The organism is Nostoc sp. (assembly GCF_036919615.1).
GTDB lineage: Bacteria > Cyanobacteriota > Cyanobacteriia > Cyanobacteriales > Nostocaceae > Nostoc.
This window is the reverse complement of sequence record NZ_JBALCN010000083.1, coordinates 16,614-36,276: the sequence shown is the minus strand read 5'-3', so window position 1 is coordinate 36,276 and position 19,663 is coordinate 16,614. Positions and strand designations below refer to the sequence as shown.

At 43.4% G+C, this 19,663-nt stretch carries 17 protein-coding genes and 3 pseudogenes; 15 read left to right on the top strand and 5 right to left on the bottom strand.

Annotated elements, in window-relative coordinates; genetic code table 11:
* Positions 1-42: 42 nt before the first annotated feature.
* Positions 43-438, bottom strand: a complete 396-nt coding sequence (locus tag V7K48_RS23255) for a hypothetical protein (protein WP_335075770.1) — start codon at positions 436-438, stop codon at positions 43-45.
* A gap of 1,094 nt (positions 439-1,532) precedes the next feature.
* Here V7K48_RS23255 and V7K48_RS23250 point away from each other — a divergent pair.
* Positions 1,533-1,841 (top strand): four helix bundle protein, encoded by a 309-nt coding sequence (locus V7K48_RS23250; protein WP_335075768.1) that lies wholly within the window; start codon positions 1,533-1,535, stop codon positions 1,839-1,841.
* A 474-nt stretch (positions 1,842-2,315) separates the two neighbouring features.
* Here the strand turns inward: V7K48_RS23250 and V7K48_RS23245 are convergent.
* Positions 2,316-2,602: pseudogene (locus V7K48_RS23245) on the bottom strand (hypothetical protein); the annotation flags it as partial.
* A gap of 186 nt (positions 2,603-2,788) precedes the next feature.
* On the opposite strand from V7K48_RS23245, the gene V7K48_RS23240 reads away from it, so the two are divergent.
* The 6 genes from V7K48_RS23240 to V7K48_RS23215 all read left to right on the top strand — a co-directional run bounded on the left by V7K48_RS23240 (position 2,789) and on the right by V7K48_RS23215 (position 6,987).
* Positions 2,789-3,109, top strand: a complete 321-nt coding sequence (locus V7K48_RS23240) for a 2Fe-2S iron-sulfur cluster-binding protein (RefSeq protein WP_335075766.1) — start codon at positions 2,789-2,791, stop codon at positions 3,107-3,109.
* Positions 3,110-3,249: 140 nt separating this feature from the next.
* Positions 3,250-3,465 carry a hypothetical protein gene (locus V7K48_RS23235; RefSeq protein WP_335075764.1) on the top strand — a complete coding sequence of 72 codons (216 nt, stop codon included), beginning with the start codon at positions 3,250-3,252 and terminating at the stop codon, positions 3,463-3,465.
* Between the two features lie 240 nt (positions 3,466-3,705).
* Positions 3,706-4,767, top strand: a complete 1,062-nt coding sequence (locus tag V7K48_RS23230; protein ID WP_335075762.1) for a DUF3326 domain-containing protein — start codon at positions 3,706-3,708, stop codon at positions 4,765-4,767.
* A 142-nt stretch (positions 4,768-4,909) separates the two neighbouring features.
* Positions 4,910-5,515: a CPBP family intramembrane glutamic endopeptidase gene (locus V7K48_RS23225; protein ID WP_335075759.1), complete on the top strand. Its 606-nt coding sequence runs from the start codon at positions 4,910-4,912 to the stop codon at positions 5,513-5,515.
* Positions 5,516-5,624: 109 nt separating this feature from the next.
* Positions 5,625-5,900, top strand: a complete 276-nt coding sequence (locus V7K48_RS23220; protein WP_335075757.1) for a GAF domain-containing protein — start codon at positions 5,625-5,627, stop codon at positions 5,898-5,900.
* Positions 5,901-6,123: 223 nt separating this feature from the next.
* Positions 6,124-6,987: an isocitrate lyase/PEP mutase family protein gene (locus tag V7K48_RS23215; RefSeq protein WP_335075755.1), complete on the top strand. Its 864-nt coding sequence runs from the start codon at positions 6,124-6,126 to the stop codon at positions 6,985-6,987.
* A gap of 256 nt (positions 6,988-7,243) precedes the next feature.
* Here V7K48_RS23215 and purN read toward each other — a convergent pair whose 3' ends face one another.
* A complete protein-coding gene (gene purN, locus V7K48_RS23210; RefSeq protein ID WP_335075753.1) occupies positions 7,244-7,906 on the bottom strand; it encodes a phosphoribosylglycinamide formyltransferase in 663 nt (220 codons plus the stop codon).
* A gap of 270 nt (positions 7,907-8,176) precedes the next feature.
* Here purN and V7K48_RS23205 point away from each other — a divergent pair, with 270 nt between their 5' ends.
* On the top strand, positions 8,177-8,482 hold the full coding sequence (locus tag V7K48_RS23205) for a caspase family protein (RefSeq protein WP_335075751.1): 306 nt from the start codon (positions 8,177-8,179) through the stop codon (positions 8,480-8,482).
* Positions 8,483-8,615: 133 nt separating this feature from the next.
* Positions 8,616-8,813, top strand: coding sequence for a hypothetical protein (locus V7K48_RS23200; RefSeq protein WP_335075749.1), 198 nt, complete (start codon positions 8,616-8,618; stop codon positions 8,811-8,813).
* Between the two features lie 37 nt (positions 8,814-8,850).
* Here the strand turns inward: V7K48_RS23200 and V7K48_RS23195 are convergent.
* Positions 8,851-8,931: pseudogene (locus tag V7K48_RS23195) on the bottom strand (phosphoribosylglycinamide formyltransferase); the annotation flags it as partial.
* Between the two features lie 36 nt (positions 8,932-8,967).
* Here V7K48_RS23195 and V7K48_RS23190 point away from each other — a divergent pair.
* Positions 8,968-9,849 carry a carbohydrate ABC transporter permease gene (locus V7K48_RS23190; protein WP_335075747.1) on the top strand — a complete coding sequence of 294 codons (882 nt, stop codon included), beginning with the start codon at positions 8,968-8,970 and terminating at the stop codon, positions 9,847-9,849.
* Positions 9,850-9,962: 113 nt separating this feature from the next.
* Here V7K48_RS23190 and V7K48_RS23185 read toward each other — a convergent pair whose 3' ends face one another.
* The gene (locus V7K48_RS23185; protein WP_335075745.1) at positions 9,963-10,535 is read right to left on the bottom strand and encodes a thermonuclease family protein; all 573 of its coding nucleotides are present in this window, start codon (positions 10,533-10,535) and stop codon (positions 9,963-9,965) included.
* Positions 10,536-10,721: 186 nt separating this feature from the next.
* On the opposite strand from V7K48_RS23185, the gene V7K48_RS23180 reads away from it, so the two are divergent.
* From V7K48_RS23180 to V7K48_RS23160, 5 genes and pseudogenes are all read left to right on the top strand, one after another.
* The gene (locus tag V7K48_RS23180; RefSeq protein ID WP_335075743.1) at positions 10,722-11,465 is read left to right on the top strand and encodes a ferritin-like domain-containing protein; all 744 of its coding nucleotides are present in this window, start codon (positions 10,722-10,724) and stop codon (positions 11,463-11,465) included.
* A gap of 737 nt (positions 11,466-12,202) precedes the next feature.
* Positions 12,203-15,952: pseudogene (locus tag V7K48_RS23175) on the top strand (nitric oxide synthase oxygenase); the annotation flags it as partial.
* A 96-nt stretch (positions 15,953-16,048) separates the two neighbouring features.
* Positions 16,049-16,636: a hypothetical protein gene (locus V7K48_RS23170; RefSeq protein ID WP_335075809.1), complete on the top strand. Its 588-nt coding sequence runs from the start codon at positions 16,049-16,051 to the stop codon at positions 16,634-16,636.
* Positions 16,637-16,651: 15 nt separating this feature from the next.
* Positions 16,652-16,804: a nitric oxide synthase oxygenase gene (locus V7K48_RS23165; RefSeq protein WP_335075806.1), complete on the top strand. Its 153-nt coding sequence runs from the start codon at positions 16,652-16,654 to the stop codon at positions 16,802-16,804.
* Positions 16,805-17,183: 379 nt separating this feature from the next.
* Positions 17,184-19,661 (top strand): adenylate/guanylate cyclase domain-containing protein, encoded by a 2,478-nt coding sequence (locus tag V7K48_RS23160; RefSeq protein WP_335075741.1) that lies wholly within the window; start codon positions 17,184-17,186, stop codon positions 19,659-19,661.
* Positions 19,662-19,663 lie beyond the last annotated feature (2 nt).

Below are 19,663 nucleotides of genomic sequence, written 5' to 3'. Positions count from 1 at the left end.
TTTGACTTTTGACTTTTGACTTTTGACTTCCGTTTTACGGTACTAAGCGGTTACTGCATTTTCATTTGATGTTTTATCTGTGTTAGCTTTCAAGCGTGTCAATCTGCTTTTACGGATGCGTTCGCTGTCTCGAACACCACCTGCAAGTTCATATTCATCGCTATTTTTGCCGTACTTAAAACCAACCCCCACCAGCATCTTGTCTGAAACCTGATTTAAGGTTTTTTCCATCTCATCCAACTTTTTTCTAGAAGATTCAATCATAGCTATACCAGCATTATAATCATCAAGCATATTGTGAAACTGCTCTATTAATTGACTCAGGTTTTGCAAGTTGTAAGTATCATCAAAATTGATATTTGGATCGATAGCTTTCAATCCGGCAACTCTAAACTCAGCTTTGTCTAAAATTCGGGAACTACGTTTTGTTCGAGGCATAAATTTACACTTTTAATAGCTCTATAGAACTATTTTGTCTTAATTGACCTGTATTCTGGTTCAGCAAAAAGCGCATTTTTCTGAGTAAAAGTTTTTATTAATGCCCGTGATTTCTCGGAATTTAATCACGAAAGGTTGATTTTCAGTGAAATAATATTATGTTTAAGTTGTACGAAAATTACAATGTTGTTACAAAAACGTAGGCATAGCCCATCGTAGACATCGCACTTTTACTTCTATAGCGGTTCTTGTACCCTGCGGGTTCGCTCTTAGCGTTCTCCCAGAGTAGCCGCTACGCGTCTATGGATGCAATACACAATAGGGCATAGCATTGCTCATTGGTGTCAACTTAACGTGAAACCCTTGTCAAAAAGTGAAATTGAGTTCATTCACTTACCATTACTTACCGCGTCACCCTACCCCGGTTTTGTCTAAAGCCAAAACCGCCCCTCGCCTTGGTAAGGTAAAACTACGGTGTACACACAAGTCTCTTATAGTTTACTCACTGAGTTTTCGTGTCAGTTTTACCCCACCCTAACCCTCCCCTTGTAAAGGGGAGGGAACCGGAAATCTTATTTCCCCCCTTTATAAGGGGGGATTAAGGGGGGTAATTCAACTTTTGTGTACACTGTAGCTTGATAAGGGGAAGGTTTGGGGGTGCAGTAAAACGTATATTGGGTAGGCATTTCAGGTTAAGTTGACACTTATGAGCATTGCTGTGCCCTACAAATGGTTTGTATTCCATGCAATTGAGAAGCGTTATGAGCGATCGCTTTAACTTTAAGGCTTAATATTGTAACCTGAAGCCTTGATGTTCTAGCTTTAAGGCTTAATGTTGTGACTTTAAGCCTGAATGTTGTAACCTGAAGGCTTCATGTTCTAGCTTCAAGGCTTAATATTATGATCTTAAGGCTTGATATTCTAACCTTAAGAGTTAAAGTTATAACATTTTCTCAAAAGTTTGTTGGTGAGTGCATTATAGCAACCGGCCCCGTTGGGGAAGTCAAAAGTCAAAAGTCAAAAGTCAAAAATAATAATTGAGCTTTGATAAGTTGACGTACAATTTAGACGCCCGACAGCCTATACTTTTTGGTATGAGTAATCACATCCCAATTCCTGATAGAGCATTTGAATTCGCTGTCAGAATAACCAAAATTTGTGCTTATTTAGATAAACAGCCAGGAACACCAAGATTATTAGCTGCTCAGTTATTCAGATCGGGGACATCAATTGGTGCAAATATTGAAGAGTCTCAGTTTGCTGAAAGTGATAGGGATTTTATCAGCAAGCAATCTATAGCACTAAAAGAACCAAAAGAAACAAAATACTGGTTGAAGCTGTTAATCAAATCAGAAATGACGACTGAAACACAAGTAAAAAACCTTTTAGATGAGTGTGAATAGTTAATTAAAATTATTGCTAAATCAATCGTAACAACTAAAGCAAAGCTAAGACAATAAACTTTTGACTTTTGACTTTTGATTTTTGACTTCCCGTTAGGGAGGGGTAGTCGTTTTTTGCCTTCTTTGAAGAATAAAGGTAAGAAGAAGTCACCGGGGCAGACGAGTTTATCTTGGGATAAGCAAAAAGTAACTGAAGATACTGAAGGTGCATGAGGTAGCAGAAAAATTTATTCAGGCGAACTATTATAACCCCGCAGTGCCAGGTATCGGAATTCGGAAATGTTGATTTTACTGTGCATCTGGGGTAGGTAATAAATCTTTATAAATATCTGAAAGCCTTAAATGTTACAGTTTACAAGTCTCGATGCGAGAGAAGAAACACAACCAACCACCACCACAACCGAACCCAACCGCCCCCCAACCCCCGCCAGCGGAACCATCATACCGAGAGGTATCCTTTGGGTGAGGCTGTATCAAAACAGCAATGGCAATTCCCCCACTGAATCACGAGAAGCACCTACATCTGGCCCGGCGGCTTTGAGAACTTCACGGGTAGTGCCAAATAAACTATAAAGAGAGTTCATCGCTTCCCGTACCAAACTCTGGTCAACTTCTAATGGTTGCACAGCAATGCGCGTCACCAATTCCACATAAAGCGACCAAGCGGCTTTCTTTTGTGTGGTGTCAACTTTCCACGACATCGAACCAATGCCAAAAGGCAGACTGACAGATACAGTTTTTAAGACAACGCGATCGCGCATATATATTTATAGTAAATTTAACTAATAATTCAAATTATAGTAATTAATGTTACTAGTCTACAAATTGTTCAGAATTAGTGACTATAATCTCAGGATTTAACCTAAACTTTTATGCTAGTATCTAGATATTTTTAACTATTTCAGATAAAATAATAAATTTGTTCGTTGCATCACCTTTCTTTGTATATGCCTAAAAATTACACCGTAGAAATTCATCACCAAGGTGAAATTCATACCTTGCAAGTCCCTGAAGATGAAACTATCTTATCAGTTGCCGATGCTGCTGGTTTGGATTTGCCGAGTTCATGTCATGCAGGTGTTTGCACAACTTGCGCCGGTCAAATAAGTGAGGGAACTGTAGATCAAACTGATGGTATGGGCGTTAGTCCAGATTTGCAAAAGCAAGGTTACGTATTGCTTTGTGTTGCCAAACCTCTTTCTGATTTGAAAGTTCAGACGGAAAAAGAAGATGTAGTTTATCAGTTACAATTTGGCAAAGACCAATAATCAGTAAATAGTTATCAGTATCGGAATTGATTATTGATAACTGTTCACTTAACATTACCAAATCTGATAAATAACATAAGTTTTTCACAGCAACTGATATCAGCTATTCTAGAAACTACAAATCAACAGGATTTACCAAGATGACGACTCACTTTATTACCGCAGAAATTGATTTACAAGAAACTCCCGCAGAATTACTAAAAGTAATTGAAACAGAGTTGAACAAACAAGGGGAACCCCTCCGTTGGGCAGTTACCTCTGTGGACGTTGACGAACAAAAAGCTACAGTTGAAGCCGTAGTGATAAAGAATACCCAGTCTTTAGTAGTGAGTGCTGAGTTAGAAGTTGATAGTTGAGAGTAGGCAAAGAATATTTCATTTTCATCTAGCCCGCCTCAGAATGAATTCACCAGTCTAATAGCGAAAGTCGTCTAAAGACGACTGTGAAAAGGTTATAGTCCTTTAAAACGGACTTTAGTTATGAGGCGCGGAACTTTAGTTCTGGGCGGTTCATGTCTAGAACGAAATAGCCCTGGAGAGTGAGAAGTAATTATAATTTTTACTCATAACTCATAACTGGGCACTGATAACTATAAGATGAATCGTCCCTACACAGCTATCTTAATTGTACCAACTGGCGTTGGGGCTGCCATTGGAGGTTATGCCGGAGATGCTTTACCTGTTGCCAAAGTTATAGCACAGGTTTGCGATCGCCTAATTACTCACCCCAATGTCCTTAATGGCGCAAGTTTGTATTGGAATCTCCCAAACGCTTTCTATGTTGAAGGTTACGGGCTTGACAAATTTGCTTCTGGATGCTGGGGTTTGCGTCCAGTCCGCACTAACAAAGTAGGTTTGCTTTTAGACCAAGCGATTGAGCCAGAGTTGCGATTACGACATATACAAGCAGCAGATGCAGTTAGAGCAACTCTGGGATTGACTTTAACAGATTATGTAATTACTGATGCACCATTAAATGTAGAATTACGGTCTACAGCATCGGGAGCTAGTTGGGGAACAATTGGCAACCCGGATAGCTTGTTACGGGCAGCTGAGATATTAATTAAAAAAGCGGGTGCAGAAGCGATCGCAGTTGTTGCCCGTTTCCCCGATGATATGGATGAGGAAGCAGTACAGAAATACCGCCACGGTGAAGGCGTTGATTCTTTAGCGGGTGCAGAAGCCGTAATTAGCCATTTGCTAGTGCGAACCTTTCAAATTCCTTGCGCCCATTCTCCTGCCCTTTTGAGCGAACCTCCACAACCTGATTTATCTCCCCGTTCCGCCGCTGAAGAATTGGGCTATACCTTTTTGCCGTGTGTGCTTGTAGGATTAAGTCATGCCCCACAATTTATAATAGAGAAAAGACTGATCCCATCAGAGCAAGAAGATATTTGGGCAGATCAAGTGGATGCTGTGATCGTACCTGCAACTGCCTGTGGTGGCAGTGCCTTATTGAGTTTAAGCCAAAGACGATGCAAAATAATTACAGTTGAAGAAAATAAAACTCTTATAAAAGTTCCTCCCCAACCCTTGGGGATCAAAACTATACAGGTAAACTCATATTTAGAAGCAGTGGGTGTATTAGCAGCACATAAAGCAGGCATCAATCCCTTTGCTCTCCGTCCCAAATTATTAGCTTTGGAGCGAGTAATTTAAGAGTTGGGAGTAGAGACGCGATTAATCACGTCTGTACAGGAGTTAGGAGTTATAAGTTATTTTTCCCCCTGCTCCCCTGCCTTTTCTACCTCTTTTGCCCCTGCTCTCCCCACTTTCCACTCCCCACTCTCCTTAAAAACCCGTGGTTGAACAACACAAACAAGAGCCAGAAATTCCATACCTGACGCGCATGCAAGTACTTGGGGCGATGGGAGCGACTGCAATCATTTTGTTGATAGTCGCCAAAGTTTCGTTGCACTTTGGCAACTTTTCCCTATTTTCTTGGGACTACTTGAACCAAAGAGAGTTGCTGTTGGGTATAGGGTTGGGGTTCGTCATCACCGCCTTAAGTGGCTTAACTTATCGCCTTTGGACTGCCTATCGTAAAAGTGCAGATTATTACCTAGAAGTGGTACTGAAACCTTTAGCTTTACCAGACTTAATTTGGCTGGGGTTGCTACCGGGGTTGAGTGAAGAATTATTATTTAGAGGTGTGATGCTGTCAGCTTTAGGCTCTGATCTTACAGCTGTAATTGTATCCAGTCTTTGCTTTGGCATTTTGCATTTTAGCGGTTCCCAACAATGGCCTTATGTGATTTGGGCAACGATTGTCGGGATGATATTGGCATATAGCGCCCTGCTCACAGGCAACTTATTAGTGCCGATTGTCGCTCACATTATTACCAATTGGATTTCTAGCTATTTCTGGAAAATGTGGCAATTGCGACAATTAAAAAATAAATTTTGAGCTTGGATCAATTAGTGCTTAGGCTAGCAAAAACCGCAGGCATCGCCCACTATTACCGCTGCGCGGAAGTCACTCATTCAATAGATATAATACCTTTTATGCTAATTGGTTGGGAATTATAATTGCCGAATCAGTGGTTCCAGGTTATCCCAAAGTTTTGCGGTCTAAAATCCACGACCCCTGTTTCACTCAAGGCTATGTAGAAAAGTACCAGTCTGGTCGCGTTGTCGCAATCAACAACATTTATGATTCTGGTTTGGCTGATTGTCACATTAGCCTGCTTGAATCCTTTGCTGTGAAAGCAAGTTTAGTAGCACCCATTATCAAAGATCAGCAGCTATTTGGCTTGTTAATTGCACACCAGTGTTCTGAACCCCGTGATTAGCAACAGCCTGAGATTGATTTATTTGCCCAGATAGCAATGCAAGTAGGATTTACTCTCGATCATGCTAGGCTACTACAAGCGTATGAAGCTGCTGAAGCTAACTCTAATTAATAGCTTTGTGGGAGAGTAGGAAAAGTACCGCCGTTATTAGCGAGAATTTGTAGAGTGTGCCTAAGTCCTACTCAAGTTTCTGCAATTTTGAATTTTGAATTTTGAATTTTTTATGTCTTCTTCTCAAAAACTGCGGCAGTTACTTACACGTCCTGAAATTATCGTTATCCCAGGTGTTTATGATTGTCTGGGAGCCAAGCTAGTTGAACAGACAGGTTTTGAAGTAGTGGTTACAAGTGGCTTTGGGATTGCCGCTTCCACAGTGGGTTTACCAGACTATGGTTTTGTCACCGCTACCGAAATGCTCTATAGTGTGGGACGAATTGCTCAGTCGGTGAATATTCCCCTAATTGCAGATTTAGATACTGGTTATGGCAACGCTTTAAATGTTGTCCGTACGATTAAGGATGCTGTCCAGTTGGGGGTGGCTGGTGTACTACTAGAAGACCAAGAATGGCCGAAAAAATGTGGACACTTTGAGGGCAAACGAGTTATTACCCAGGCGGAACACGTTGGTAAAATCAGGGCAGCAGTGGAGGCACGGGGTGATAGCGGTTTAGTGATTATTGCTCGTACTGATGTCCGTGCGTCACTAGGTTTAGAGTCAGCGATCGCTCGTGGTCGGGCTTACATTGCCGCTGGTGCAGATATACTATTTGTAGAGGCTCCCCAGTCTATTGAAGAATTAAAAGCGATCGCCGCAGCTTTCCCGAATGTGCCACTAGTAGCCAATATCGTTGAAGGTGGTAAAACTCCCGAAGTTTCTGTGGCAAAGTTACAACAATTGGGCTTCAAAATTGTGTTTTTCCCTCTAACTGCCCTACTAGCTGTGACAAAGGTAATGACTGCTTGTTTTCTTCATTTAAAAGAACAAGGAACCAACACTGAATTACCTGATTTGGTTAGCTTTCAAGATTTTCAAGAACTTGTCGGCGTTCCTGAATATCTGCAAATAGAACAGAAGTTTAAATCATAACTGTTGTTCCTCGTCATACCCAAATGCAACAGAGTGTTAGCTGTTTATTTATGACTGTTTTATATTATCGTCAAAAACATCTTACCCCACCCTAACCCTCCCCTTTTTAAGGGGAGGGAACCAGATTTCCGATCTCCCCCCTTTCCAAGGGGGGATTAAGGGGGGTAATACGACTTGTGTATACACGGTAGCCCCGAAGAGCGGCGAGAGGTTGGGGGTGGGGTTCTTTTATGATCGCCAACAACATCATGTATTTTTACGTTAGGCTTGGTGTACCTTTTGAGGAAGAGGCTGCCAGAGCGATCGCTAGTGGCAAAATCCGATGTTCCTGAATTTGAATCCTGGCGTGGAGTGTTTCTGCTGTATCATCCGGCAATACTGGTACTGCGGCTTGCATCAATATTGGGCCACTGTCCATTTCTAAACAAGTTATATGCGCTGTACAACCAGTGATTTTTACCCCAGATGCCAAGGCTTGTTCTACGGCATGGATTCCCTTGAAACTAGGTAACAAACTAGGATGGATATTAATAATCCTCTCAGAAAAAGCATCAATTAATACTGAGGTTACTAGTCGCATCCAACCTGCCAAAATCACCCATTCCACATCGTAGTGCCGCAATGTCTGCACAATTTTCTCATCAAATTCTTCTCGATTTTGATAGTTGCGGTGATTCAATAAAACAGCTTCTACATTTCTATTGGCTGCTCTTACGGCTGCTTTCGCCGAGGGGTTATTGTAAATTAAAACTTGAATTTGGGCATTTAGCTGCCCATCTTGGATAGCTTGAGCAACTACATCAAAATTGCTGCCATTCCCAGAAGCCATAATTCCCAGTTTTAAAGGGGCGACTTGTCGGTAAACATCGCTAATGTTAGGAGAAACTAAGCTAAAGGTAGAATCAGGGCGCAGGGTCATAACAGCTAAAAGGAAAAATTATAGATGCCAAAAAAATATACTAAATCGTGGTTGGATAATGATACAGTAGCTGCTTGGATTTTTCTCACATAAATAGGTAGAATTTCATCCTTGTTGCGTGCGATGTCTACGACTGGCTACGCCTACGCTTGATTAAATTTTGCTCATAATTAGTCCAATTGATATATGTGATATTTTAATACTTGGTATGAAGGGAACAACACAGAGATTAAACCCGCAGAGGATTTGCTCGCAGCATAGGTGAGTTTAATGGCAAAGTTAGCGTTGCTGATTGGGGTCAGTGTGTATGAGCCAGGGCTGAATCCGTTGCCCAGTGCAGTTAGAGATGTGGAAGCTGTGTACGAGGTGCTGCTGCATCCAGAGATGGGCGAGTTTGCTGCGTCAGATGTTCTCCGGCTAAAAAATCCTGAACGACAAACTGTAGAAATGGCGATCAAAACGCTGTTCTCCAATCGGCACAAGGATGATTTGCCGCTACTGTATTTTTCGGGACACGGCATCAAAGACGATCGCGGTAGGCTGAAACAGTTCTGGTGTAATTTCCGGGCAATCTGATAAATCAATGTCTTCATCGCTCATAGCATCAAGCCATTGCCAATCAGTCTGAGAATTGCTCGAAATAGATTCGTTGCTCATATTTGGTTGCCTTTCTTGCAGAAATAATCCGTGTTAAATCATCACGATCTGTATGGATAATAGCAACGACTCACCCTTGCAACAAGCCAAACGTGACGAAACGCTGCTCTGCGTAGCTGTAGCGATCGTCTTCAACTGTCACCCTTCGGGTTCGGCAGTTCGCAACCGACGGAAACCGCCAGAACTGCGACTGCCTCACCGTATCTCCATCAAATACTGCTGGGATATCGTTTGTAAAGATTCTAACTAAAGGTAATTATGAACCAAGAGCTTACTCAAGCGATCGCCTATGGTAAAATCCGATGTTGTTGAATTTGAATTCTGGTGTGGAGTATTTCTGCTGTATCATCCGGCAGTACTGAGACTGCGTTACATAATTATTAAGCTAAGAGGAAAAATTATAGATGCCAAAAATATATACTAAATCATGGTTGGATAATGACACAGTAGCTGCCTGGATTTTTCTCACACCAGCACTAATTTTGTTGGGTATTTTTATCATTTGGCCGATCGCCTATTTGTTTTACCTCAGTTTCACCGCTGGTAGTTTCACTTCAAAAGGTATTTATTGGATAGGCTTAAAAAACTATTGGCGCTTGCTACTCAATCCCGACTTCTGGCAAGTTATGGGTAACACCTTTTATTTTACAGTTGCCACCATCATTCCCAGTTTAGTTATCTCTTTGGGATTGGCAGTGCTATTAAACCGCTCCATTCCCTTGCGGGGCATCCTGCGAAGTGCCTATTTTATACCTTCAATTATCTCACTTGTGGCAGCAGGTTTGGGATTTCGCTGGCTGTTTCAAACATCAGGGCCAGTTAACGGACTTTTAGATTTTTTTGGCATTCCAGCCATACCCTGGCTAGGAGACACATTTTGGGCAATGCCGGTACTTATTTTAATGAGTATTTGGAAACAACTAGGTTTCAATATGGTGGTTTTTTTAGCAGGGTTGCAAGCAATTCCTCCCAGTCGTTATGAAGCAGCAGATTTGGATGGAGCAAATGCTTGGCAACAATTTTGGTATATTACTCTGCCCGGATTGCGCCCTACTGTGATATTTGCAATCATCACTACCGCGATTTTTACATTGCGGAGTTTTGAGCAAGTTTATGTGATGACGAGCGGTGGGCCACTGAATTCGACTAATTTGCTAGTTTACTACATTTACCAAGAGGCTTTTGGTCAGTTTGATTTTGGTTATGCAGCAGCAGCAGCGACGGTGTTATTCGCAGTGACGCTGGTACTAGTGTATTTGCAACTGCAAACTTGGGGAGAGGAGTAGGGGAGGCAGGGGAAGCAGGGGGAGGAGGGGGAAATTTTGGAAGTTGCTAAATCATCTCGCAAATATGCAATGCGAAAAAATGTCGTGCATTGAATTAGAAACAGCTAAAGTTTTTACTTCTTATACTTATATAAGCTGCGATATTCCCAAGGATTAACAAATTTAGTATCACTCCAAATACCAAGCCGTTGTTCCTTTGCCTCAGCTTCGGCTTGTTGAACTAAGTTTTTACTAGGACACTTGTTTAAATAGGGACGATAGACTTTTGCCAACCCTTCTTGCAACAATACTTGTTGTACAAAAGTGCCATCTTTTAAACGGACTTCAGCAATTTGGCGTCCATAACGATCGCTATCTGTGATATTCAATGTCACGCGCGAGCCTCCTTGTTGCACCAGTTGTTGCACTCGTTCTCGTGCTTTCACACCCCAAGTAAATTGATTGCGATCGCTAATGCGTTTACTCTGCTTTTCTTTGTTAGTATGAGCTATTTCTGGCGCATCTAGACAAGCAAAACGCACGGTAAGATTTTTGCCATCAGCATCTTTAACTACTATAGTATCCCCATCACTGACTCGCTCAACTGCTTCTCCAGAAGTACCAATAAAGCGATCGCAGCCGATCAAACCCAAAATTATGATAGTTGCACTAAGCCAAAATTGCACTGGTTTAGTTAATTTCTCCATCCAAACTCACCTGCATTACCTCTGTGGGATGATATTAGCAAAATCAAAAGATATATTTGTTAACTGTTGACATACTGCTACAGGTAATTCAAAATCCCAAATGGTAAGACCCTTTGGCAGCAACCGAATAGAAAATGCGGATTAGTATAAGAATTGTAACCTTCCAATTGTCAGCGGGAATTCCTGATGAACTTCTTGACTCACATTCTGCATCTAGCTGGTTCAGGTGTCTTTGCCTATTACTCTGCTGCTCAAATTCGTGATTTGAAAACCCGCCCCAATATCCTTGCGGGGTTTCAGTTGGCGGAATCTGGCTCTGTGCCGTTTTTATCTGCACTTAGCGATCGCGCAGCTGCCGAAGGCGATACATGGCTAGCGGAAAAACTAGCAAAACATGCATCAGATGAAACTAGGCATGGTAAAATTTTTGCCCACGCCTTACAACAGTTGGATAAACAAGTTATAGATTTCAAGCGTCAACCCCAAACTCCATCCACAAACAAATCACAGCAGCGTAGTCCTTTTTTCGCAGCATTCTTTGAGGGCTACCCTCAAGAACAGCTCAAACCTGCTGTGATTGATTGGGATGTATTTATGGCTAGCACATACATTCTGGAGTTAGATGCTAGCAAAGACTTTAAGCGAATGGCGAAAGTATTACCTGATCACGAGCCAACCGCTCGGAACTTGAAGTTAGGAATGCTAAGTATTGCCGAAGATGAAACTGGACATGCTGCTTATCTCTACGAAGCGATGATGCGGCAGATGTCTGCTACTAAAGTGCAAGAACTTGTAGATATGTGGCGAACCCGCAAGGTAAACGCCTTGTTGGCAATGGTTGGCGGTATTCTCCAGCGCAACGGTGAAACGCGATCGCTAGTTCAGGATAGTGCGCCGTCAGAAATCGATTCTGAGTTGGTAGCTACGTAATTATAGATATCCTTGAGTGTCTAATGTTGAAAAATTGAGAACATTTAACATCTAGCTTGAAAGGCAGGAGGTCTGCCTCTTGCCTTATTTAAATATAATTCCCCACTTCTTTCCTTGCCGATTCATATCTAAACTTTAGGTAATTTCACAATGGTTTTAACCATCACATACGCTGATAACCATTATTGCTTGTAGCTCTAGGGAGTTGCGGCGTGTTGTGTCTATTTATCAACTGTTGGAGTTGATGACACTCATCATCGCTTAAATTGGGTTCCAGGTTTTACCGAGACGATGGGTATTTGAACATACTTTGGGGTGGTTAAGACGTTATTGACACCTGAGTAAAGATTACGAACTAAGTAGGTCGGCGTAAAAATTTTTTGTTGGGATAAGGCAGAAAGCAGGAGGCAGGAAGCAGGAAGGAAGAGGGTTTTAGCCTAGTTTATTTTTGTTTACATAGTTTGGTTTTATCATGCCAACTTACTTATTGATAGAGGTAAGTGAGTTGATAATTTATGCAGATATCGTGGAACTGATGCCTCGTCATTTCGCCTCTTGAGTATTAGTTTAAACTCTCAACCCACGTCTTTATGTTTACTTTATAAATTAAAATGTTTACTTTACAAATCAAATTTTATTATCTACCTTTAAATAATTAAGGTAAATTAAAAAAATGTAAATTTCTGCCGATCAGTACATTTAACTACGCACTTTTCTCACTCACTGACTTTTCAAGCATGAATGACAATCAACGAATTATCCACCTAACTGAGATTTCTGCACTCGATTTCCCGGCTTCAAATAATTATAAGTATAAATGCCATTTGCAGGTAGTTTCCGAAGAGGGACAAAGCTTATTGTCAAGGGATCTGCTGAACCGCACGCAACCCAGTTGGTTGGTGGATTTGAAAAACAAGGGAGACTGCACGATCGCCATTACTTTGCGTTACCGGGAAGGGGACATCACTCAACCTTGGCAGGATGCTGGAACAGTCGCGTTTGCCACCCAGGAGTGCCTGAATGGAGAGCGCAGCACTGAGTTAGAATTTCCGATTACAACTTGGAAGCAGGCACCCCAATTGAAGCTAAAAACTCGCCTGACTCAGAGTAGCACTGAGGGAAGTAGCAGCACCTTTACAATTTTGGGGAATCAAAACGGTACTCGCCGCACTCACAGCAAAGGGACTCAGACAGAGGGTGAGTTCGAGATGCCAGAATCTGTTCCTCTCTCGCCGCAAGAAGAAGTGATTGTCAAAGACGCTTGGAACAAGCTGCGGGCGTGGAAAGAATTGCAGATGGAAAAGTTCTTGAAGCGGCTGTTGCTAGAGTCACCTGAACTAGAGTACATCTTCGGGGAAGCGATTAACAGCATCAATGACTTTTTCTTTGAGTTGTTTGATTGCTGCATCCACCAACTTCAGCCGGAAACTCAGAATATAATTGGAGAACCCTTAATGGGCGTACCTCCAGAAAAAGGGGATTCGTTTGACACGGTTGAGGATTACGGTGCGCTGTTTGCCGATATCGGAATGCGTCCCCAGCACTGGTTGAAGGCACGGCAGGTGTGGATGTGGATGCTACCATCAATTCCTTACCTGGAAGAGTACGATCACCAGGATTTAGCAAAAGGCGCAAACTCTGCCCTCTACCGCTTCTTCAATACCCATGTGATTGTGCCGATGGTAGAGGCAAATCACCGCTACAATCGGGCATTGCCCCCAGAAATGCTGCAAAAGATGATTGGATCTTGGCAGGTGTTTAGCCAGAATAAGCAAGTCATGGGGATGGAGTTTTATCAAATCCTGTTTGAGAAATATCCCTTTGTATTGCCGATTTTTGGACGAGCAGACATGGATTACCTGTCTCTACACCTGTTTCAGGCATTGGAATTTCTCGTCCAATCCCTAAGAAGCGGCAGCAGTGATGAGATGATCCGAGAGTTACGTTTCTTAGGGCAGGTGCATACCAGTGCAGGGGTGCCATCCTGTGCTTATCCGGCAATGACGGATGCTATCTTTACCTTGTTTGAGCGGCACGTACCGGATTTCACACCAGAGTTACGGCAGGGATGGCAGACGTTAATCGATCGCGCTGTGAATGTAATCAAGCTGCCCAAGCTGAATGAGGAACGATTGCTCAAAAAAGCCAAGCAGTACCTGGAGCTAATTGCCACTGAGCAGGCATGGGAACCTGAGGACAAGACACGACGCTGGGCAGAAATTCAACAGGAAGTACACGCCACCGGAACCTATACCCACACGTATGAAGAAGTCGCGTATGGGGCACAAGTGTCATGGCGGAATGCATCCAAGTGTGTAGGGCGGATTCAGTGGAATAACATGGTGATCCGCGATCGCCGCCACGTTACTGACCCTGATGAGATGTTCCGTGAACTCCAAGAACACCTACAGTCGGCTACAAACGGCGGTAATCTCCAGATTACCATGACCGTCTTTCGTCCCAAACATCCTAAAGAACGCTGGGGGCCACGCATCTGGAATCCACAATTAGCTCGTTATGCAGCATACAAGCAACCGGATGGTAGTATTCTCGGTGATCCTGCCAACCTGGACGTGACCAAAGCGATTATGAAATTGGGCTAGCAACCCCCCCAACCACTCACAGAGTATGACATTTTGCCTCTAGTGATTGAAGCTGCGGGTATGGAACCGAAGATGTACCACTGGAATCGGGATGAGATTTTGGAAGTGGAAATCGATCATCCCACGATTTCTGAATTCAAATCATTGGGCTTCCGTTGGTACGCTGTCCCTGCAATTACCAACTTCTCAATGCACGTTGGCGGCATCAATTATGCCTGTATTCCTTTCAATGGCTGGTACATGGGCACTGAAATCATGCGGGATTTCCTGGACGAGTACCGCTACAACAAGATGGAGGACATCGCCAAAGTCCTTAAGCTCGATACTAGTTCCGAGCAGACATTATGGCGCGATCGCGTCGCATTGGAACTCAACGTTGCCATCCTGTACTCCTTCCAAAAAGCGAAAGTGACGATGGTAGACCATCAATCTGCCTCTCGTCAATTCCTAGCGCACGACTTACGCGAGAAGAAAGCAGGACGCGAGTGTCCGGGGGATTGGGGTTGGGTCGTACCCCCATCAGGGGGAAGTGCTTGTCCGGTCTGGCACCACCAAATGCGTGACTTCTACTTAGAGCCAGCCTATCACCATGCTGCTGATCGCTGGGCAGTTGAAGATGGTATTGACCTGGAAAAATTCATCGCCACTACCGACGAGGACGACAATAAGCAAGACCGCATCCTGATTCTCTACGCTTCCGAAACAGCTACAGCTGAAGGCTTGGCGCGCAAAGCCGCTCGTCAACTTCAGCGATTCCGTCCCCAGGTGATGGCGCTGGATGAATACAACACCGATACCCTGGCATCGGAGAAACTCCTACTTATCGTCACGTCCACCTTCGGCAATGGCGAAATACCTGGAAACGGCAAGAAGTTCCTTCAGTGGTTGAAAAAACAACCTGCGCGTTCCCTTGACGGTTTGAATTACTCCGTTATCGGCATTGGTAGTACCGTTTACGAAAACTTCTGCGCTGCCGGAATTTCGGTAGATAAGGGACTTGCCAAGGCAGGAGGTAACTGTATTGTGCCACTTCACAAAGGTGATGAAATTAAGGGACAAGCCGACACCTTCAAACAATGGTTAGGACTGGTTTCCCGCATTCTGGGTGAAGATGCGACCTCCGCCGATGCAACAGCCCAAGCTGCACCTAAACTAAACGTTACGTTTTTAAGTGAGACGGAAGCGGCAAATATTTCACCAGTAAAAGTGAGTGGAGACAGAGGTGTGGAAGTACCTCTAGTTGCCAATAGCGAACTGCTCAAAGAAGTAATTCCTGGTAGCCGTTCTACTCGCTATCTTGTCTTTGATATTTCTGGTAGCGATTTGCAGTATGAAACAGGCGATCATGTTGCAGTTTATCCTGGCAATCCGGTGGAGTTGGTGAATCAGTTGTGCGATCGCCTCTCAGTATCCCCCAACACCTATTTCACAGCTCGTTATCTAATGCCAGATGGTACAGAATTGTCAGAAAAACCTCCTGTTACTGTTCCCACAACCATCGGACAGGTTCTCTTGGAAGACCTCGATCTGACTTTGCGCGAACCATTCAATGACCTGCTTACTTATCTGTACTCAGTAGCACAAAATCCCCAGGATAAACAACGCCTAGAAATCTGGTTGGAAATTCTGCGGCAAGGAGATGAACATCCCGACAGTATTACGCTCAAGAAAACGATCACGGATAACTTCATCAGCGTTGTTGATCTGTTCAATGAGTTTCCTTCTGCTCAAATTACACTAGAAGTCCTGCTAGAGTTGTTGCCGAAGCAAAAACCACGCCTCTACTCCATTTCCTCCTGTCCTCTGCTTCATCCTCAGCACATCCAAATCACTGTTGGAGTGTTGCAAGTTAAAACGGATGCAGGTAAAATCCGTCAAGGACTTTGCTCAAACTACCTTGCCGGACTGGAAACGGGGGCAAAGGTTCGGATCAGTGTTCGCACTTCTAGCTTCCGTCCACCCACCGATCCACTCGCGCCAATGCTGATGGTTGGGCCGGGTACGGGGGTATCGCCGCTGATTGCCTTCCTCCAGTATCGGCAAGCCCTATTGCAGCAGGAGACAGAATTAGGTAATGCTTGCTTGTACTTCGGCTGTCGCGATCGCAGTGACTTCCTCTATGGAGAGCAACTTGTAAGCTGGCAGAATCAAGGCGTGCTGTCAGGGTTAGAAGTAGCCTTCTCGCGTCTGAACGACAAGAAAGTCTATGTGCAAGGCTTAATGGAAGAAAAAGCTGAAGAACTCTGGCGAATACTCAGCCATCCTCAATGTCACTACTATGTCTGTGGCGATGCCAAGATGGCAGACGATGTGTTTGAAGTGTTTATGGCGATCGCTAAAACGGAAGGGGGATTATCGCATATTGAAGCTGTTAGCTTCTTCAACAAAATGAAGCAAGAAAAACGCTTTTTCAGTGATGTTTGGGGCGTAGTGCTGAACTTCAAGGAAGCGATTAAAGAGGTACAGCATGACAACTACTCGAAAGCTGAAAAATGGCTTGAGCGTGTGCAGGAATCTGCTGATAGTCAAGCCGCCGTTCAGGAGGAATTGCAACTGTTAACTATCTAAAGAAGGGAATATCGCATTTCGCTGATTCCACCAAGATCAGCTTCTACGACTCCGGTGTATACCGTAAAGTTTGAAAATCGTCTCCTGAAAGCTAATTATTTCTATCAATGTGATCCCTGGCAAATAAAATCTGCTGCTGCTAAGTGTCCATTCCATCATCAGGCTTAAGCAGGCAAAACGGGTGTAAGGGTATAAGGAAAGATAAATCTTCTTTTATACCCTTACCCATGCACCTCTCGCCTCTAAGTTTTCATACATAAGTCCTAAATATTTTGGGTATAGGTACAACATTATGATCTGGTAGGTAATGGTATGAAACACTTTTTCGCACGTGGTTTCAACAGGTTTTACAAATTACACGAGTTTCAAAATGAGAGGAGTAGAGTCACATTTCCTGGTTGCACTACTAAAAATCTGATGGATTGCCAAAAAACTTCCTGTAAACTAGAGAAATCTAAGTAATTTTTCAGATTTCCACCTCATAAAAAGATAAATAACTATCAGCCTGTACTATGCTCTTTGGGAGCCGGAAAAAATCATAACAAATATGCAGCTACCCGTCTTTAATCGGTTGACCATCAAATCCAAGCTTATTATCGTAGTCCTATTTGTCAGTTTTAGCTCGATTTTAATAATTGCCTATTTAGGGTGGCAGATGGGCAAGAGATCGCTAACTCAGTCTGTTTCTAACCAACTTACCAGTGTTCGCGCTGCTAAGTCCGATGAAATCAAAACTTACTTGCAAACTCTACGCAACCACGTTAAAACCCTGTGTGAAGACCGGATGGTTATTGCCGCGATGGTAGATTTGCATCAAGGATTTCGGGAACTGAATGAGAAATCAATTCCGCCCCAGTGGGAGCAGTCTTTGCAAAATTATTATGAAAAGGAATTTTTCCCCAAAATTTCTGACAAAGGTTCTGGAGAACTCCGTTTTAATAACTATCGTCCTGTAAGCCTAGCTGCTAAATATCTCCAGCATTACTACATTGCTGCTAATTCCCATCCTTCGGAACAAAAAGCTCAACTTTTAGATGCTAGTGATGGTAGTGCATACAGTCGCTTTCATGCTCAATATCAACCTTTATTTCAAAATCTAGTTCAGAGCATGGGCTGTGACAATTTATTACTAATAGATTACAAGACAGGCGATATTATCTACTCAGTCCGCAAAGAACCGGACTACGGCACTAATCTCAATACTGGCCCCTACCGCACCAGTCAACTAGGCAAGTTAGTGGAGACTGTGCGTCAAACCTTCGATCCTGGAGCAATTCAAACCACGGATTTTGAGGCTTATCGACCAGTCTATGGTTCCCAAATGGCGTTTATCGCTGGCCCCATTTATGACGGTTCTAAGCTGGTGGGAATTTTAGCGGTGCGACTATCCGTTGCGGAAATTAACCGCATCATGACCAATAACCAAAGCTGGGTGAGTCACGGTTTAGGAAAGTCCGGGGAAGCTTATTTGGTTGGCTCAGATTATCGGATGCGATCGCCCTCCCGATTTGCCCTCCAAGATAAACTAAACAAAATCCAGCCTCTAGAAACAGAAGCCATAAAAAGAGCCTTGGCAGGTGAAACTGGTACAGACATCCTCAAAGATTATCGTGGCATTTCAGTACTCACTGCCTATGCTCCTTTGAAGATTGGCGATCTCAAGTGGGCAATATTGGCACAGATGGATACAGCCGAAGTCTTGGCTCCTGTGAACAATCTACAGTTGTGGCTGTTGAGCGCCAGCACAATTTTAATTGTCATGTTCACATTTTTGAGCATCATTGTTGCTTATTTTGTGAATCGCCCGATCGCAGCCATCAAAAAAGGAATTCAACAACTGCAAGCCGGAAATTATGAGACCACAGTTAATATTAATGCTGACGATGAATTTGGAGAGATCGGGCGGGCATTTAATGCAATGGTGATTAGTTTGGGCGAAAAGTTAGGAGAAATCGACCAAAAAAATCGGGAAAACGAAGCTCTAATGCTCAACATTGTACCTTTTACCATTGCCCAACGCCTTAAACAGGGTGAGTTACTAATTGCTGACCATGTGAAACACGTCACTATTTTATATGCGCGTGTGGTAGGTATTGCCGAACTTAGTCAACGACTCCCAGCCTCTGAAATTATTCAACTGCTGACTCGCTTATTCCATGAATTTGATCAGGCTGCGGAACGCTTTGGGCTGGAGCGTAAAAGTACAATTGACACCGACTACATGGTCATCTGCGGACTAACGATTCCCCGACTGGATCACGTTAAACGCACCGTTGATTTTGGGGTAGAAATGTTGAATATCTTGCATCGAATGGAGTTGGGACAAAATTTAGCTTTGGGGTTGAGAATTGGTATTCATACTGGTTCGGTAACAGCTGGGGTGATCGGTACTAAGAAATTTGGTTACAACGTTTGGGGAGAATCGGTTTACTTAGTCATGCGCTTATACACTCAAGCGGAACTCAACAGCATTGTGATGACTCGCGCTGCCTATGAATGGGTAGCAGACTCTTATACTCTGGTACAATACCGACCAATGCATATTGACATCATTGGCGAGGTTGACACATGGATTTTGGTTGCTGCTACTAGGGTGTCAATGAGCAAAGTTGATCTAGTGCAATCATCCTTTGCAAAAGTTCAGCCGATCGCTGATACAGTTGCTGAACTATTTTATCAACGATTATTTGAATTAAGTCCCTCTTTGCGGCCTCTGTTCAAGGGAAATATGGCAGATCAGCAACGCAAGCTGATGAGTACACTAGCGATCGCCGTTGAAGGATTACGCAAACCAGCAGCAGTTATCAAGGTTGTGCAAGAACTGGGCAAACGACACGCCGATTATGGAGTAAAGGCAGAGTATTACGATGTGGTGGGGGAGGCTTTATTGTGGACACTAGAGCAAGGGTTAAAAGAAGCATTTACCCCTCAAGTCCGGCGAGCCTGGGAAGAAGCCTATAATTTTTTGAGTGAAATTATGAAAGATGCTGCGGCTCAGGTAGAGCATCAAAATATTGGGGTTTAGGA

Excerpts from the sequence above, each read along its gene's own strand:
- V7K48_RS23255 (WP_335075770.1), bottom strand. The coding sequence starts at position 438 with ATGCCTCGAACAAAACGTAGTTCCCGAATTTTAGACAAAGCTGAGTTT.
- V7K48_RS23250 (WP_335075768.1), top strand. The coding sequence starts at position 1,533 with ATGAGTAATCACATCCCAATTCCTGATAGAGCATTTGAATTCGCTGTC.
- V7K48_RS23240 (WP_335075766.1), top strand. The coding sequence starts at position 2,789 with ATGCCTAAAAATTACACCGTAGAAATTCATCACCAAGGTGAAATTCAT.
- V7K48_RS23235 (WP_335075764.1), top strand. The coding sequence starts at position 3,250 with ATGACGACTCACTTTATTACCGCAGAAATTGATTTACAAGAAACTCCC.
- V7K48_RS23230 (WP_335075762.1), top strand. The coding sequence starts at position 3,706 with ATGAATCGTCCCTACACAGCTATCTTAATTGTACCAACTGGCGTTGGG.
- V7K48_RS23215 (WP_335075755.1), top strand. The coding sequence starts at position 6,124 with ATGTCTTCTTCTCAAAAACTGCGGCAGTTACTTACACGTCCTGAAATT.
- purN (WP_335075753.1), bottom strand. The coding sequence starts at position 7,906 with ATGACCCTGCGCCCTGATTCTACCTTTAGCTTAGTTTCTCCTAACATT.
- V7K48_RS23205 (WP_335075751.1), top strand. The coding sequence starts at position 8,177 with ATGGCAAAGTTAGCGTTGCTGATTGGGGTCAGTGTGTATGAGCCAGGG.
- V7K48_RS23200 (WP_335075749.1), top strand. The coding sequence starts at position 8,616 with ATGGATAATAGCAACGACTCACCCTTGCAACAAGCCAAACGTGACGAA.
- V7K48_RS23190 (WP_335075747.1), top strand. The coding sequence starts at position 8,968 with ATGCCAAAAATATATACTAAATCATGGTTGGATAATGACACAGTAGCT.
- V7K48_RS23185 (WP_335075745.1), bottom strand. The coding sequence starts at position 10,535 with ATGGAGAAATTAACTAAACCAGTGCAATTTTGGCTTAGTGCAACTATC.
- V7K48_RS23180 (WP_335075743.1), top strand. The coding sequence starts at position 10,722 with ATGAACTTCTTGACTCACATTCTGCATCTAGCTGGTTCAGGTGTCTTT.
- V7K48_RS23170 (WP_335075809.1), top strand. The coding sequence starts at position 16,049 with ATGCTGATGGTTGGGCCGGGTACGGGGGTATCGCCGCTGATTGCCTTC.
- V7K48_RS23160 (WP_335075741.1), top strand. The coding sequence starts at position 17,184 with ATGCAGCTACCCGTCTTTAATCGGTTGACCATCAAATCCAAGCTTATT.